Annotated in this window: 8 protein-coding genes; 6 read left to right on the forward strand and 2 right to left on the reverse strand. The window is 58.4% G+C overall.

Annotated features, from left to right (window positions below):
• The first annotated feature begins 9 nt into the window (after positions 1 to 9).
• The 5 genes from H8F23_RS00735 to H8F23_RS00755 all read left to right on the forward strand — a co-directional run bounded on the left by H8F23_RS00735 (position 10) and on the right by H8F23_RS00755 (position 7,721).
• Complete coding sequence (locus H8F23_RS00735) at positions 10 to 1,584, forward strand: ABC transporter ATP-binding protein (protein WP_194933059.1); 1,575 nt, start codon at positions 10 to 12, stop codon at positions 1,582 to 1,584.
• A 141-nt stretch (positions 1,585 to 1,725) separates the two neighbouring features.
• Positions 1,726 to 3,132, forward strand: coding sequence for a sigma-54 interaction domain-containing protein (locus H8F23_RS00740; RefSeq protein ID WP_194933060.1), 1,407 nt, complete (start codon positions 1,726 to 1,728; stop codon positions 3,130 to 3,132).
• A gap of 307 nt (positions 3,133 to 3,439) precedes the next feature.
• Positions 3,440 to 4,831 (forward strand): GntP family permease, encoded by a 1,392-nt coding sequence (locus H8F23_RS00745; RefSeq protein ID WP_093430962.1) that lies wholly within the window; start codon positions 3,440 to 3,442, stop codon positions 4,829 to 4,831.
• A 7-nt stretch (positions 4,832 to 4,838) separates the two neighbouring features.
• Complete coding sequence (hbdH, locus tag H8F23_RS00750) at positions 4,839 to 5,612, forward strand: 3-hydroxybutyrate dehydrogenase (protein ID WP_007912316.1); 774 nt, start codon at positions 4,839 to 4,841, stop codon at positions 5,610 to 5,612.
• A gap of 153 nt (positions 5,613 to 5,765) precedes the next feature.
• A complete protein-coding gene (locus H8F23_RS00755; protein WP_194933061.1) occupies positions 5,766 to 7,721 on the forward strand; it encodes an acetoacetate--CoA ligase in 1,956 nt (651 codons plus the stop codon).
• A 48-nt stretch (positions 7,722 to 7,769) separates the two neighbouring features.
• On the opposite strand, the gene H8F23_RS00760 is transcribed toward H8F23_RS00755, so the two are convergent.
• Both H8F23_RS00760 and H8F23_RS00765 read right to left on the reverse strand, forming a co-directional pair.
• Positions 7,770 to 11,534: a hypothetical protein gene (locus tag H8F23_RS00760; RefSeq protein WP_194933062.1), complete on the reverse strand. Its 3,765-nt coding sequence runs from the start codon at positions 11,532 to 11,534 to the stop codon at positions 7,770 to 7,772.
• Positions 11,535 to 11,670: 136 nt separating this feature from the next.
• On the reverse strand, positions 11,671 to 12,780 hold the full coding sequence (locus tag H8F23_RS00765; protein ID WP_194933063.1) for a PilT/PilU family type 4a pilus ATPase: 1,110 nt from the start codon (positions 12,778 to 12,780) through the stop codon (positions 11,671 to 11,673).
• A gap of 113 nt (positions 12,781 to 12,893) precedes the next feature.
• Here H8F23_RS00765 and H8F23_RS00770 point away from each other — a divergent pair, with 113 nt between their 5' ends.
• On the forward strand, positions 12,894 to 15,431 hold the full coding sequence (locus H8F23_RS00770) for a PAS domain-containing hybrid sensor histidine kinase/response regulator (protein WP_194933064.1): 2,538 nt from the start codon (positions 12,894 to 12,896) through the stop codon (positions 15,429 to 15,431).
• Positions 15,432 to 15,477 lie beyond the last annotated feature (46 nt).

Consider the following 15,477-nt stretch of genomic DNA (forward strand, 5'->3'; position numbering starts at 1 on the left):
AGCGTGGCCATGACTGACAACCTGATTGAAATCCGCAACCTCAACGTTGCCTTCCATGACCAGACCGTAGTGCGCGACCTGTGCCTGGACATCCGCCCCGGCGAGTGTCTGGCCTTGGTTGGCGAGTCGGGCTCGGGCAAATCGGTGACCGCCCACTCTATTCTGCAATTGCTGCCCGAAAGCGAAGCGCAAACCGCTGGCAGCATTCGCTATCGCGGACAGGAGCTGATCGGTGCAGACCCCAAGGTCCTGCGCGAATTGCGTGGCAACCGCATCGCCATGATTTTTCAGGAGCCGATGACCTCGCTGAATCCGCTGCACACCATCGAAAAACAGATCGGCGAAACCCTGCTGCTGCACCGTGGCCTCGGTGGCAAAGCAGCGCAGGCGCGGATCCTCGAACTGCTCGGTCTGGTGGGCATCCAGAAACCCAAGGAACGCCTCAAGGCCTATCCGCATCAACTTTCCGGCGGACAACGACAACGGGTGATGATCGCCATGGCCCTGGCCTGCGAACCGGAGCTGTTGATCGCCGACGAACCGACCACCGCGCTCGACGTGACCGTGCAGCGCAAGATCCTGCTGCTGCTCAAATCCCTGCAACAGCGCCTGGGCATGTCGCTGCTGCTGATCAGCCATGACCTCAATCTGGTGCGCAGCATTGCGCAACGCGTGTGCGTGATGAAGGCCGGGGAAATCGTCGAGCAGGCACCCTGCGAAACCCTGTTCACCGAACCGAAGCATCCTTACAGCTGCGTGCTGCTCAACGCCGAGCCCGAAGGCGAAGCACTGCCTCGGGATGAGCGCGAAAACGTGCTGGAAGTTGACGATCTCAAGGTTGAGTTTGTCGTCGGTGGCGGTCTGTTCCAGCGCAAACAGTACCTGCGCGCGGTGGATGGCATCAGCCTGAGCATTCAGCGTGGCAAGACGTTGGGCATCGTCGGCGAGTCGGGTTCGGGCAAGTCGACCCTGGGTCAGGCGATCCTGCGTCTGCTCGACTCCGAAGGTAGTATCCGCTTTCAGGGTGAGGCACTGGACGGTCTTAATCAGAAGCAAATGCGCCCATGGCGCCGACAGATGCAGGTGGTGTTTCAGGATCCGTTCGGCAGCCTCAGCCCACGCATGTCAGTCGCGCAGATCATCAGCGAAGGCCTGGAAGTGCACTGCGAGTCGACGGCTGATGAATGCGATGAGCAAGTCATCCGTGTACTCAAAGAGGTCGGCCTCGACCCGCAAAGTCGCCATCGCTATCCCCACGAATTCTCCGGTGGCCAGCGCCAACGCATCGCTATCGCCCGAGCTCTGGTGCTGAAACCGGCGCTGATTCTACTCGACGAGCCGACGTCGGCGCTGGATCGCACGGTACAGAAACAAGTAGTCGCCCTGCTCCGTCAGCTTCAGGAAAAACACGGTTTGACCTATCTGTTCATCAGCCATGACCTGGCGGTGGTGCGCGCGCTGGCCCACGACATGATCGTGATCAAGGACGGCAAAGTGGTCGAACGTGGCGCCAGCCATGAGGTGTTTGATGCGCCGCAGCATCCGTACACCAAAGAGCTGTTGGCGGCGGCGCATCCGGGGTAGGCATAATCCCGGGCACGTCGAACAACTGTGTCGAATTCATCGCGAGCAGGCTCACTCCTGCAATGAAATGCGTTTCAACTGTAGGAGTGAGCCTGCTCGCGATGGCGTCATAACAGGCGAAATATCCTCAGGATCTGTCAGATGAACACCACCGAAAGCCTCAAGGACTACCAACGGGTTCGCACCTTGGCGATCCGTTCGCTGTTCGAGATCATCGAGCAATCCAGCGAGGGCACGGTGATTGTCGACCGCGACGCCAACATCGTCTGGATGAACGAGCGTTACGCCCGGCGCTTCGGTCTTGAATCGGCGGCAGGCGCGATCGGCAAGCCTTGTGAGAGCGTGATCCCTGGCAGTCTGTTGCGCGAAGTAGTGCGTACCGGGCGGCCCATTCTTCTCGATATGCAGGACACCCCTAAAGAGCCTCTGGTGGTGATGCGTCTGCCGATCCACGATGACGCCGGCACGGTGATCGGCGCGATCGGTTTTGCCCTGTTCGACGAGTTGCGCACGTTGTCACCGATGCTCAAACGTTACTTGAGCATGCAGGAAGAGCTGGCCTCGACCCGTTCTCTGCTGCGCGCCCGGCAGACCAAATACAACTTCGCCCATTTCATCGGCACCAGCGCCGCCAGCCTTGAAGTCAAACGCCGCGCCCGGCGCAGCGCCAGCGCCGAGTCGCCGGTATTGCTGCTCGGTGAGACCGGCACCGGCAAAGAGCTGCTGGCCCAAGCGATTCACAGTGCCTCGCCACGGGCGCACAAAGCATTCGTCAGCATTAACAGCGCGGCAATTCCCGAGGCACTGCTGGAGGCGGAATTTTTCGGCACGGCACCGGGCGCGTTCACCGGCGCTGACCGCAAGGGTCGCACCGGCAAGTTGCAGATTGCCCAGGGCGGCACGTTATTCCTCGACGAGATCGGCGACATGCCACTGCCCCTGCAAAGCAAACTGCTGCGCGTGTTGCAGGAAAAGGAGTTCGAACCGGTCGGCTCCAACGAGGTGATTCAGAGCGACGTGCGCGTGATCGCTGCCACCTCGACCGATCTGCAAGCAGCGATCAAGCGCGGCGAGTTTCGTGCCGATTTGTACTATCGCCTGAATGTGTTGCCGATTCAGGTACCACCATTGCGTGAACGTCTTGATGATCTGCCGGCGCTCAGTGAAGCGATTCTGGAAGAACTGCGCAGCCAACACGAATTGCACCGGGATGCGCTGGCGTTGCTCGGCCAGCATGCCTGGCCGGGGAACATTCGCGAACTGCGTAATGTGCTCGAACGGGCGGCGTTGCTCAGTGATGACTTGATGCTGACCGAGCAGGATATCCGTGCGGCGATTGGCACGGTGACGCCGGTTGAACGTGCGCTGGCGTCGATGGCTGAAGCGATGACGACCGAGACTTACGCGCAGGCGCGGGAGCGATTTGATCGGCAACTGATTCAGGCAGCTCTTGCGCAATGTACCGGGAACGTGCCGGAAGCGGCGGCTCGATTGGGGCTTGGGCGATCGACGTTGTACAAGAAAATGGTGGCGTTGGGGATTGGCTGAGTCTCTACACAGAGACATAGATCTCCATATGTAGATAGGCACCCGGGAGTGCTTCGCACTCATCGCGAGCAGGCTCACTCCTACAGTTTGACGGGTGTACACATCACCCCTGTGGGAGTGAGCCTGCTCGCGATGACGCCAAATCAATCAACGCTATCTCAAAACAGAGACAAATAAAGCGCTTGCGACTCAAGAGCTCAGCTTAACTTCATATATTTCAATCACTTAAACATTTGGCACAGATCTCGCTAACACCTCTCCCACACCCGTTCTACCCACAAAAATAACAATTCTGGAGAGACACACCATGAGTGTGATCATTGCCTTGGCAGCCCTGGCGCTGCTAATGCTGGCCGCCTACCGTGGCTACAGCGTTATCCTCTTCGCCCCGATTGCCGCCCTCGGCGCCGTTCTGCTCACCGACCCTTCCGCCGTCGCCCCTGCGTTCACCGGGGTGTTCATGGAGAAAATGGTCGGCTTCATCAAATTGTATTTCCCTGTATTCCTGCTCGGCGCCGTGTTCGGCAAGTTGATCGAACTGTCGGGCTTCTCCCGTTCGATTGTCGCGGCGGCCATTCGCTTGCTCGGCACCAAGCAAGCGATGCTGGTGATCGTACTGGTCTGCGCTCTGCTTACTTACGGCGGCGTGTCGCTGTTCGTGGTGGTCTTCGCGGTCTATCCGTTTGCTGCCGAGATGTTCCGCCAGAGCAATATCCCCAAGCGGCTGATCCCGGCCACCATCGCTCTCGGCGCTTTCTCGTTCACCATGGACGCCCTGCCCGGCACGCCGCAGATCCAGAACATCATCCCCAGCACCTTTTTCAACACCACCGCATGGGCGGCGCCGTGGCTGGGTGTGATCGGCACGATTTTCGTGTTCTGCACCGGCATGCTGTTTCTGCAGCGGCAACGCAACAAGGCGCAACGTGCTGGCGAAGGCTACGGCACTGAATTGCGCAACGAGCCGGAAACCGCTGAAGATCTGAAACTGCCAAACCCATGGCTTGCCCTGTCGCCATTGCTGGCGGTGGGCATCATGAACCTGCTGTTCACCCAATGGATTCCGCAGTGGTACGGCAAGACCCACAGTCTCGCGCTGCCGGGCATGGCGGCTCCGGTGACCACCGAGATCGCCAAACTGACGGCGATCTGGGCCGTGCAGGCGGCTTTGCTGGTCGGCATTCTGATGGTGCTGGCGTTTGGCTTTCAGGCGATTCGCAGCAAGCTCGCCGAAGGCAGCAAAAGTGCCGTGAGCGGCGCATTACTGGCGGCGATGAACACCGCCTCGGAGTATGGCTTCGGCGCGGTGATCGCGTCGCTGCCAGGCTTTTTGGTGCTGGCGGACTGGCTCAAGCAGATTCCCAATCCGCTGGTTAACGAAGCCATCACCGTGACCCTGTTGGCCGGTATCACCGGTTCCGCTTCCGGCGGCATGAGCATTGCGCTGGCGGCGATGTCCGAGCAGTTCATCAGTGCGGCCCACGCCGCGAACATTCCGCTGGAAGTGCTGCACCGCGTCGCCGCGATGGCCAGTGGCGGCATGGACACCCTGCCGCACAACGGCGCGGTCATCACCTTGCTCGCGGTGACGGGCCTGACCCACCGCGAAGCCTACAAAGACATTTTCTGTATTACGCTGATCAAGACCCTGGCGGTTTTCGTAGTGATCGGCACCTTCTACGCCACTGGCATTGTGTGAGGTATTCATGACGACTCTTTCCGGCAAGACCGCGCTGGTGACTGGTTCCACCAGCGGCATTGGTCTGGGCATCGCACTGAGCCTGGCCAAGGCTGGCGCGAATCTGATTCTCAATGGTTTTGGCGATGCGTCGAAAGTCATCGCCGAAGTCGCCCGGTTCGGCGGCAAGGTCGGCCATCATCCGGCCGATGTCAGTGACCCGGCGCAGATCGCCGACATGATCAATTACGCCGAGCGCGAATTCGGCGGTGTCGACATTCTGGTCAACAACGCCGGCATCCAGCACGTCGCCGCCGTGGAGGATTTTCCGGTCGAGCGCTGGGACTCGATCATTGCCATCAACCTGTCTTCGGTATTTCACAGCACGCGTCTGAGCTTGCCGGGAATGCGCGCCAAAGGCTGGGGGCGGATCATCAATATCGCCTCCGTGCATGGCCAGGTCGGTTCGACCGGCAAAGCGGCGTATGTCGCCGCCAAGCACGGCGTGATCGGCTTGACCAAAGTGGTCGGCCTGGAAACCGCGACCAGCAATGTCACCTGCAACGCAATCTGCCCGGGCTGGGTGCTCACGCCACTGGTACAGAAGCAGATCGATGATCGTGCGGCCAAGGGGGTCGATCCGCAGCAGGCGCAGCATGATTTGCTGGCCGAGAAGCAACCATCGCTGGAATTCGTGACGCCGCAGCATCTGGGCGAACTGGTGTTGTTTTTGTGCAGCGAGGCTGGCAGCCAGGTGCGCGGCGCGGCGTGGAATATTGATGGTGGGTGGCTGGCGCAGTAATGCTGCGTCCCTGTAGGAGGGAGCCTGCTCGCGATAGCTTTGTGTCAGTTAACTTTTACGGTTCTGGCACACCGCTATCGCGAGCAGGCTCACTCCTGCAGGGGATAGGTGAACCGCCCAAGCTGTGTGCATGAATAAAACAAGAGGCAAACAATGTCCGACATCCTCTGGCAACCCGACGCCAACCGTATCGCCCAGTCGCGCATGGACACCTTCCGTCGTGCGGTCAATCAACGCCATTCACTGAAAGTCGACGATTACCCTGCCCTGCACCAATGGAGCGTCGAGCAGCGCGCGGAATTCTGGCAGGCGATTGTCGACTTCTTCGATATCCGCTTCCACACGCAACCCGATGCCGTGCTGCGCGAAGGCTCAAAGATGCCCGACGCCGAGTGGTTTCCAGGCGCCACGCTGAACTTCGCCGAACACCTGCTGCGGCGGCGTGACGATGCCGTGGCGGTGATCAGCGTGGCGGAAAACGGTCAACGCGAGCAGTTGACCTGGGCCGAACTCGCCGAGCATGTCGCCGGATTTCAAGCCGGTTTGCGCGCCGCCGGTGTTGGTCTTGGCGATCGCGTCGCCGCCTGCATGCCCAATACCTGGCAGACCCTGGTGGCGATGCTCGCTACCACCAGCCTCGGTGCGATCTGGTCGTGTTCCTCGCCGGATTTCGGCACCCATGGGGTGATCGATCGCTTCGGCCAGATCGAACCCAAGGTGCTGCTCACCTGCGCCGGTTATCGCTATGCCGGCAAAGTCATCGCGCAGACCGACAAGATCAACGGAATACTTGAGCAACTGCCAACGCTGAAGCAGTTGATCATCGTGCCTTACGCTGAGCTGCAGGCCCGTGTCGAGGCTTACAAGACTCCCGCCGAAGTGACTTTGTGGGATGACTTTTATCAGGTCGGTGGCGAACCGGACTTTGTCCCGGTGCCGTTCCATCATCCGCTGTACGTGCTGTATTCCAGCGGCACCACCGGCGTGCCGAAATGCATCGTCCACAGCACCGGCGGCGTGTTGCTGCAACATGTCAAGGAACACGGCCTGCATTGCGATCTCGGCCCCGGCGATCGACTTTTCTACTACACCACCTGCGGCTGGATGATGTGGAACTGGCTGGTCTCGGCGCTCGCGGTCGGCAGCGCTGTGGTGCTGTACGACGGCTCGCCGTTTCACCCGGACAACCAGCGTTTGCTCGACTTGATCGACGACGAGCGCATCAGCGTGTTCGGCACCAGCCCCAAGTTTCTCGCCACCCTGGAAAGCAGCGGCGCCAAGCCCCGGGAAAGTCATGATCTGGGCAGCCTGAAGACGCTGCTGTGCACGGGCTCAGCGTTATCGCCGCAAAGCTATGACTTCGTCTATCGCGATTTGAAAGCGGATGTATGCCTGGCGTCGATGTCGGGTGGCACTGATATCGTTTCGTGCTTCGTCAACGCCAATCCGCTGTCCTCGGTGCGGCGCGGCGAGATCATGGGCAAGAGCCTGGGCATGGCGGTCGAAGTCTGGAATGACGCCGGCCAACCGGTGCTTGGTGAAAAAGGTGAACTGGTCTGCACCCGGCATTTCCCGGCCATGCCGATTGGCCTGTGGAATGACCCGGACGGCGCAAAATTGCGGCAATCGTATTTCAGCCTGTTTCCCGGGGTCTGGGCACAGGGCGATTATGCCGAGCAACGGCCTCACGGCGGGATGCTGATCCATGGCCGCTCTGACGCAGTGCTCAACCCGGGTGGCGTGCGCATTGGCACAGCGGAGATCTATCGGCAGGTCGAGAAAGTCAGCGAAGTGCTGGACAGCGTCGCTATCGGTCAGCAGTGGCAGGATGACGTGCGGGTTGTGCTGTTTGTGAAGTTGCGCGAAGGGCTGGCACTGGATGACGCATTGGAGCAACGCATCCGTCAGGAGATCCGCGCCAATACCACCCCAAGGCATGTACCGGCGAAGATCGTTGCGGTGACGGACATTCCGCGCACCATCAGCGGCAAGATTGTCGAACTTGCAGTGCGCGAGGTGGTGCACGGCAGGCCGGTGAAAAACACCGATGCGTTGGCCAATCCCGAAGCGCTGGAGCAGTTTCGGGATCGGCTGGAACTGAGCGTTTGAACCCGGCGCTGACGCTTTGACAACAAGCGTCAGCGACAGCGCCTGGCGTCAGCGGGGTTTGTTCAGCGTAATCACAACTGGCTGACCAATCGCTCTACCGCCACTGGCATCGAGTGCGCTGCGAATGATCGTCATGTTGCGGTCGAATGTCGTTTTGTCCGTAGCCATCTGACTCAGTAACGAAGTGGCAATTGCCAGCGAGTCGGCATTCTCAAAGGCCTTGGATACCGCATGATTGCCAGCGATCGAGTCCGCGACAGGGAGGTTGCCCGACGCAAGATTCAGCAGTTGTGCTACATCCAGTCGCTGCCCGCTGTGGCTTGCATGCTCTGTGTCCGTGGCGTAGCCGACATCCACGGTCTGCGCGCTGCCATGGAACAGTTCATGGATCAGGTCATCGGCCACCACGTCATGGTTGAAGCCCAGATTGACGAAGTGTTTGTTCAGGTTTTGAGTATAAATCTCGATAAACGCTATACCAGATGCGTCGTTGGAGCTGGCACTTTTCCATCGCTTGTAGTTGTTCACATCAAAAGAGGCGAGTGTCTCGTTATGCTTCACTGCATCGAGAAGCGTATTGCTCACCGAGAAGCCAGCGAAATCAAAGCGAATCAAGCGCAGATAATTCACCAGTCGATCAGTCGCTACCTGCGGCGTGTTACCGAACAGTGCCTTCATCAGCAGATCGCCGTCTCGCTTGAACTCATGTCGGCTGATCGCAGCAATAGCGTTGTCAATCTTCGCCCGAGCGCGAGGCAGACTTGTTTCGATGAAGTTGCGCGTGTAGCTCGCGGGAAGTGTCTTGGTTGAATACGGCAACTGCAAGGGCGTTTGATAGGCGAAGCCGCTCAGCGGTTGACCCCACAACTTGCCACGGCGGTTCAAGGCGTACCATTCGTTGCCACTGCGAGCCGCCAGAACAACAACGTTGCCAGGCGTGCCGCGAGGTTGCCAGTGACCCAACCCCAAATGGGTACTTTGCGACGCACCGAGCAAATCATAGGACTGCCGGCGACCACTGAGTTTGTGCAATTGGCTGTTGGCCCTGGCAACCAGTTCATGGCTGTTTTTGCTAAAACGCAACAAGCCCTTATTCACCAGTTTTCCGCCCGCCTGAATGCCAGAGGGCACCCCATCCAGCGGGTTGAGAAGGGAAACGGCCGAGGTGAATGCCAATCGGGTAAAACGCGCCGCCCTGGATGTGGTTGAAATAGCCTTCGCCGAAATACTCAAGACTTTGGAGGTGGCTCCTGCCACCGTGCCCACCAGGCCGATGCCATCCATCAGACATCCGTAAACTCCGTCGACGACCTTGTCATGTTCACCCGAGGCAATATCCTCGATGCATTTTTTGAAAGGCACCACCAGGTCGATGAAGTAAGTCAGCAATCGCTCGCCCTCCTCCCTGGAAAGTTCAAGCGGAGTCGGGACGCGCACCAGTTCTCTCAGCTCGTTTTTGTTCAGATAAGGTCGATTTTTAACCAGGAACGTGGCGATACGTTCGATATTCGGGTCGTTGAATTTTTGATAGAACCCCGGCTTTGGCTTCGAAGGTGCTCGCGGTGCGTTCAGCAGGCCAAAATTATCGATAATCGCCATGCTGCTGGTGATCGAAGAGTCCTCGGCTGCCGCATGGGTATAGCGTTTTACATCAAGCGGCAGAAGTTGCGTCGCGGTGATGCTCAGTGGAAACGTTAGATCCGCGCTGGCGCTCATTCTTGAACGTTGTCGCAGTTTTCGCTCTTGCTTGATGAAAGCCGCCAAGGCGTCATTTTTTCGAGTCTCTGCGCGCGATGTGAACAGTTCGTAGCAGATGTCCGCATTCTCGTGAGACGCATACATCACAATGCCAAAACGTCCCGTGGCGGCATCTCTGCTTTGCATTGTTTCCTGCTCAAGATCAATTTTCAGGGGCCCGCCCACGCCGCGCGATTTAAAATAAATGGCGGACTCGCGTACGGTCAGGAAGTGAATATCGGCATTCATGAAGACTTGCAAATCCGCCTCTGGCATCTGCGCCAAAGCCAGTTTCACGCTAGACAACATGGCGCTGTTCAAATCATTGAAATGCACAGCCAACTGACGATCCATCTCCTCGTCACAGGATCCTAGCTTCAACAAGTTCGGGTAACGCGCGTAAAGGCTAACACCGGACGGGTTGTAGTTGACGGCCGGCCTGGGGACACCGTTAGTGACCAGGCGCACGGTACGTCTATCCCACTGGCCAGAGACCAGATCACCTGATTGATGCAAGTCGACCATCGACATGACTTGCTGTCCGCCTTTCTCGGACAGTGCTTTCTCGTCCAGGCTGTCGCAACCAGGCGCGGCGATTTGCAAAGCGGATCGGGCAATCTTCGCTCTGTCGGGTAACGGCGTCGAAAATGCCTTGGCGATTTGAGAGAACGTTTCCGAGTGGCGCTCGAATGCGTCAATTGCAAGTCGGGTAGTGGTTTGCTCGGCCTGCTCGAGTTCAGCGGCGGTCACAACCTGGTTGATCAATGCCCAATCGACGATCGGCTCAATCATGGCCAGGTCACGCTTGTGTTTCTGCGACTCACTGACCGGTTCAAGTTCGCCATACGCCATGACCTGCGCATAGGTCATACCACGCGTCGCACCGGTTTTCAGTGTCTCGACCAGCATGACGGCGCGACAGAAATTGATCCATCCAATCGAACCCAAGGTAACCGACGAGGGAATCTCCCTGACCAGAAACTCGGGTGCGTTGCGTGCCAACAGCAAGTGGGCAACCAACGGCTCCAGACCAGCCTCAACCCATTGTCGGGTTCGCAGCACAGCCGTCAGCGCCTCAAGTATGACCGAGGGGTGACGATCAACATTTTTCGGCGCATACAGATCAAGTCCGACCACGCGATTACGTTGTATGCCGTGACCAATCGATGGATCAAGGTCGAGCAATATCGCCGTCATCAGCAATTGCCGGAGAATGTCATCGGAAGCCTGCTGTCCCTCGTTCACACCGAACCAGCCCAGTTCTTTCAGGTAGTCACCGGCGAGATTCAGAGCAATCGGATGATTGACGAGTTCAATGACCCGTTGAGCCGCACTTTCATGTGTGACGGCGGCGCGACCGGTAACATTGTAGAGGGCCGTGAGAAGTTTTCTGTTGGGCATCAACTTGGCAGTCGCATTACGAATAGCTGAAAACTGCTCCTCGCTTAATACGACCAATGCCGGATCTTCGGTTTGAAAATGCTCCCAGTAGTTGCCCGGCTCTGGCACTGGCGGATCAAATTTGAACAAATCGATCAAATTCCTGACCTTCGCCTTGTTGTCGGGCAAATTTATGTCATGAAAGCGAAACCATTGATCGAGAGTTATATCGTTATCAGGCCATATATAACCACCGGCCACTTTTGCTATATCCGAAATCAACGTCAGTGCAGATTGTGTCGGAACACTGTATTCAAAGTGCCGCGCCGCGACCAGATCCACCCACCCCCTGACCGCACGGACTTCCATCTTGCCGTCGGGCGTAACGCGCAGAAGTCCGTCATGATCGCTTGCATCTTCCCTGGCAATCGCACCGAATACCGGGCCGGTAGCAAGCAACTCATTAAGCAAAAGGCTGCCGGGATTATAGATCTCGAACAACGACGATCCGGCTTGCAACTCTACTTCATGCCCATACCAATTGATCTTTTGATCATCCGTGTATTGGCTTAACGCGCCCTCTAGTTGAGCCAAAACCAATTGACGCTCAACGGCATCGGCTTCATCCCTGCTCTTCCATTCGGAAAGAGCAACAGCCGAAGACCAGAACGTTTTATTCCGCGTCTTATCATTCATACTAGAACCTCATCAAGTTAATTAGCTGACAACTTCAGCGCGATGACGTTCTACTTTCTTTGATACGACCAATCCATCTAAAAAACATGAATAACTATTTCCGGAAGCCCCCCCCCCACAAACAATCAAGAAAGCATTAATCGATCAACCCCCATTCTTCGGACGTTGAATCATTACCAACATCTGCCTCTTCAGAAAGTTTCATCCGCAACTTCAGATTATTCACCGAATCTGCATTCTTTAAAGCTTCCTGTGCACTGATTTCACCTTCAGCGACTAATGCGTACAGCGCCGCATCAAATGTCTGCATACCCAGTTCGGTGGATTTTTCCATTATCGGTTTCAGCTCCTCGAACTGTCCGCGCCGAACCAGATCTGCGATAGTTGGCGTGCCCAACAGCACCTCGACAGCCGCCCTGCGTTGCCCATCGATGGTGCGCACTAAGCGTTGCGAGATAAATGCTTTCAGGTTGTTTCCCAGCGTATGCAACAACTGTGGTCGCCGTTCTTCCGGGAACATATTGATAATCCGATCCAGTGCCTGATTGGCGTTGTGCGCGTGCAACGTCGAGAGCACCAGATGCCCGGTATCGGCGAACGCCAGGGCATGTTCCATGGTTTCGCGGTCACGGATTTCGCCGATCAGCACCACGTCCGGTGCCTGGCGCAGGGTGTTTTTCAGGGCCGCGTGGAAGCTGCGTGTATCGACCCCGACTTCCCGTTGATTGATGATCGAGCGCTGGTGGCGATGGATGTACTCGATCGGGTCCTCGATGGTGATGATGTGCCCGCTGCTATGGCGGTTGCGGTGGTCGATCAGCGCGGCCAGCGAGGTCGACTTGCCCGAATCGGTGGCCCCGACAAAAAGGATCAACCCCTGCTTGAGCATGACGGTGTCAAGCAGCACTGCCGGCAATTTCAGATCGGCAAAACGCGGAATGTCGAGTTTGACATTGCGAATGACGATCGATACATCGTTGCGCTGCTTGAAGATATTGACGCGAAAACGCCCGATGCCCGCTCGCGAAATCGCCAGGTTCATTTCCAGATCCCGGTCGAACTCCCGTCGTTGCTCGGCGTCCATCAGGGAGGCGCCGATGGCCGCGGTTTCACCGTTCTTGAACGGGCGTTCGCTCAACACTGTGAGCACGCCGTCAATGCGCGCACTGGGCGGTGCGCCCGTGGAGAGGAACAGGTCCGAACCGTTTTTATTGGACAAAATTGACAACAGTGCATCGATTTCCATGGCAAAAAGCACCCGCGAAGCATTCAATGAACAGACAACGGCCTGCGCCTGGCGCAGATCAACTGCAACAATGATAGACGTCGCCTCAACGAACCACGCTCAGGATTGATGTAATGAATGCTGTACCGAACACCGACGACGCACAGGCACTGATCGCCCGTACCGACTGGAGCCGCAGCCCCTTGGGCGCTGCCGGCAACTGGCCGCAGAGCCTGCGCACCGCGGTGGACATCGTGATTCACTCGCCAATGCCGATGCTGTTGTTGTGGGGGCCGCAGCTCACGCAGATCTACAACAACGGTTTCGCCCTGCTTGCCGGCCACAAGCATCCGCACGCTTTCGGACAGCCTGCGCACCAGATCTGGCCGGAACTTCGCGACTTTACCGACCCTATTTACAGCGCCGTCCTACAGGGCCAGGTTCGCACCTACAGCGAAAGACGCTTCACCCTGCAACGAGACGGCAGAGAATCCGACTTCTGGCTGGATCTGACCTATAGCCCGATTCGTGATGAGACCGCGCAAGTCGCCGGAATCCTCGTCACCGCCATCGAAACCAACGAACGCCGCCGCATCGCTCTGGAACTGCAGCGACGCTCGGAGGAAAGCCTCAAAGCCCAACGGGAAACCGAAGAGCGCCTGCAACTGGCCCTGGCTGCGACCGATGCTGTCGGCACCTGGGATTGGGACATCGGCGAAGACCGCTTTATCGCCGATGCGCATTTCGCCCAATTGCATGGCGTCGACCCCAGCCTCGCCGGCCGGTTGCCGATCAGCGATTACTTGCAAGGCGTGCACCCGGAAGACCGCGCCATGATTGCGCGCAGCATCAAGCACTGCATCACCCACGGCACCGAATACGCTGAGGAGTATCGCTTGCAGCAAGGCGATGGCGAGGTGCGCTGGGTGTTCGCCCGCGGGCGCTGCTACAAGGATCATCATGGCCGGCCCATGCGCTTTCTCGGCGCGGCGCTGGACCTGACCGAGCGCAAACACACCGAACAGGCGTTGCGCCAGAGCCAGACCGAACTGCAACTGATCATCAACGCCATGCCGATCCTGATCAGTTATGTCGACTGTGAAGAGCGTTTCCGCCTGAACAACGCGGCCTATCTGGACTGGTACGGCCTCACGCCCCAGGAACTCTACGGGCGCACGATTCGCGAAGTCATCGGTGAAGAAGCGTATTTCCTGCGCCTGCCCTACATTGCCGAGGCGCTGGCCGGCAGACCGTGCTCATTCAGCCTGTATACCCCGCACCGCGATGGCAGCAATCGCCACGCGCTGATGAATTACCTGCCGCGTTACGCCGCCGACGGCGCGATCAGTGGTTTCTATATCTTTGTGATCGATGAGACCGAGCGCAAGAAAACCGAAGAAGCCTTGCGCAATCTCAACGAAACCCTGGAAGAACGGGTCAGCGCCCGCACCGAACAGTTGGCCCAGGCCAACCAGCGTTTGCAGAACGAGATGTTCGAACGCGAGCGCGCCGAAGATGCCTTGCGCCACGCGCAGAAGATGGAGGCTGTCGGCCAGCTCACCGGCGGTATCGCCCACGACTTCAACAACATGCTCACCGGCATCATCGGCAGCCTCGATTTGATGCAACGCTACATCGCCAACGGCCGGGCCGACGAGATTGCTCGCTTTACCGAAGCCGCCGTGTCATCGGCCAACCGTGCGGCAGCGCTGACCCATCGATTGCTGGCGTTCTCGCGGCGCCAGTCGCTGGATCGCAAAACCCTCGACGCCAATGAACTGGTGCACTCGCTGGAAGACCTGATCCGCCGTACCAAGGGCGATCCGATCGAACTGACCCTGCGTCTGGCCGAGAACGTGTGGCCGGTCAGTACCGACGTCAGCCAGCTGGAAAACGCCCTGCTCAACCTGGTCATCAATGCCCGTGATGCGATGCCCGATGGCGGTGAACTGGTGATCGAAACGGCCAACGTCTACCTCGACGGCAGCGACATCACCACGCTCGAACCGGTCAAGGCCGGCGATTACCTGATGCTGGCGGTCAGCGACAACGGCACCGGCATGACGCCCTCGGTGCGTTCCAAGGCCTTCGATCCGTTCTTCACCACCAAGCCCATCGGCCAGGGCACCGGGCTGGGGCTGTCGATGATTTATGGGTTTGCCCAGCAGTCGGGTGGTCATGTCAGCCTAGACAGCTTGCCGGGCCAGGGCACTTGCGTGCGCTTGTACCTGCCGCGCTTGTATGGCGTCGAACCGGAACGGCCGGCCATCGTCGCCGTTGAACAACCGTCGGCGACAGCGACAGGTGAAACCGTGATGGTGGTTGAGGACGACCCGGCGGTGCGCATGCTGGTGCTCGATCTGCTCAGGGAGTTGGGTTATCAGGCCCACGAAGCCGAAGATGCCAAGACCGCCCTGCCCCTGCTGGAGTCCGATCTACGCGTCGATCTGCTGGTCACCGACGTCGGCCTGCCGGGCATGAACGGCCGGCAACTGGCGGAGATCGCCCGCCAGCATCGGCCGGGTCTCAAGGTGTTGTTCATGACCGGTTATGCGCAGAAAGCCGCCGAGCGTCAGGGGTTTCTTGAGGATGGCATGGACATGGTTGCCAAACCCTTTGCCATTGAGCTGCTGGCCAGCAAGATCCGCACGATGATCAGCCAAACCCCGTGACTTGAGGCATAATCCGCGCCCCGCCGTCACCCCGTTATCAGGTATC

It is taken from the genome of Pseudomonas neuropathica, assembly GCF_015461835.1.
Classification (GTDB): Bacteria; Pseudomonadota; Gammaproteobacteria; order Pseudomonadales; family Pseudomonadaceae; genus Aquipseudomonas; species Aquipseudomonas neuropathica.

Excerpts from the sequence above, each read along its gene's own strand:
- H8F23_RS00755 (WP_194933061.1), top strand. The coding sequence starts at position 5,766 with ATGTCCGACATCCTCTGGCAACCCGACGCCAACCGTATCGCCCAGTCG.
- H8F23_RS00770 (WP_194933064.1), top strand. The coding sequence starts at position 12,894 with ATGAATGCTGTACCGAACACCGACGACGCACAGGCACTGATCGCCCGT.
- H8F23_RS00760 (WP_194933062.1), bottom strand. The coding sequence starts at position 11,534 with ATGAATGATAAGACGCGGAATAAAACGTTCTGGTCTTCGGCTGTTGCT.
- H8F23_RS00745 (WP_093430962.1), top strand. The coding sequence starts at position 3,440 with ATGAGTGTGATCATTGCCTTGGCAGCCCTGGCGCTGCTAATGCTGGCC.
- H8F23_RS00765 (WP_194933063.1), bottom strand. The coding sequence starts at position 12,780 with ATGGAAATCGATGCACTGTTGTCAATTTTGTCCAATAAAAACGGTTCG.
- H8F23_RS00735 (WP_194933059.1), top strand. The coding sequence starts at position 10 with ATGACTGACAACCTGATTGAAATCCGCAACCTCAACGTTGCCTTCCAT.
- H8F23_RS00740 (WP_194933060.1), top strand. The coding sequence starts at position 1,726 with ATGAACACCACCGAAAGCCTCAAGGACTACCAACGGGTTCGCACCTTG.
- hbdH (WP_007912316.1), top strand. The coding sequence starts at position 4,839 with ATGACGACTCTTTCCGGCAAGACCGCGCTGGTGACTGGTTCCACCAGC.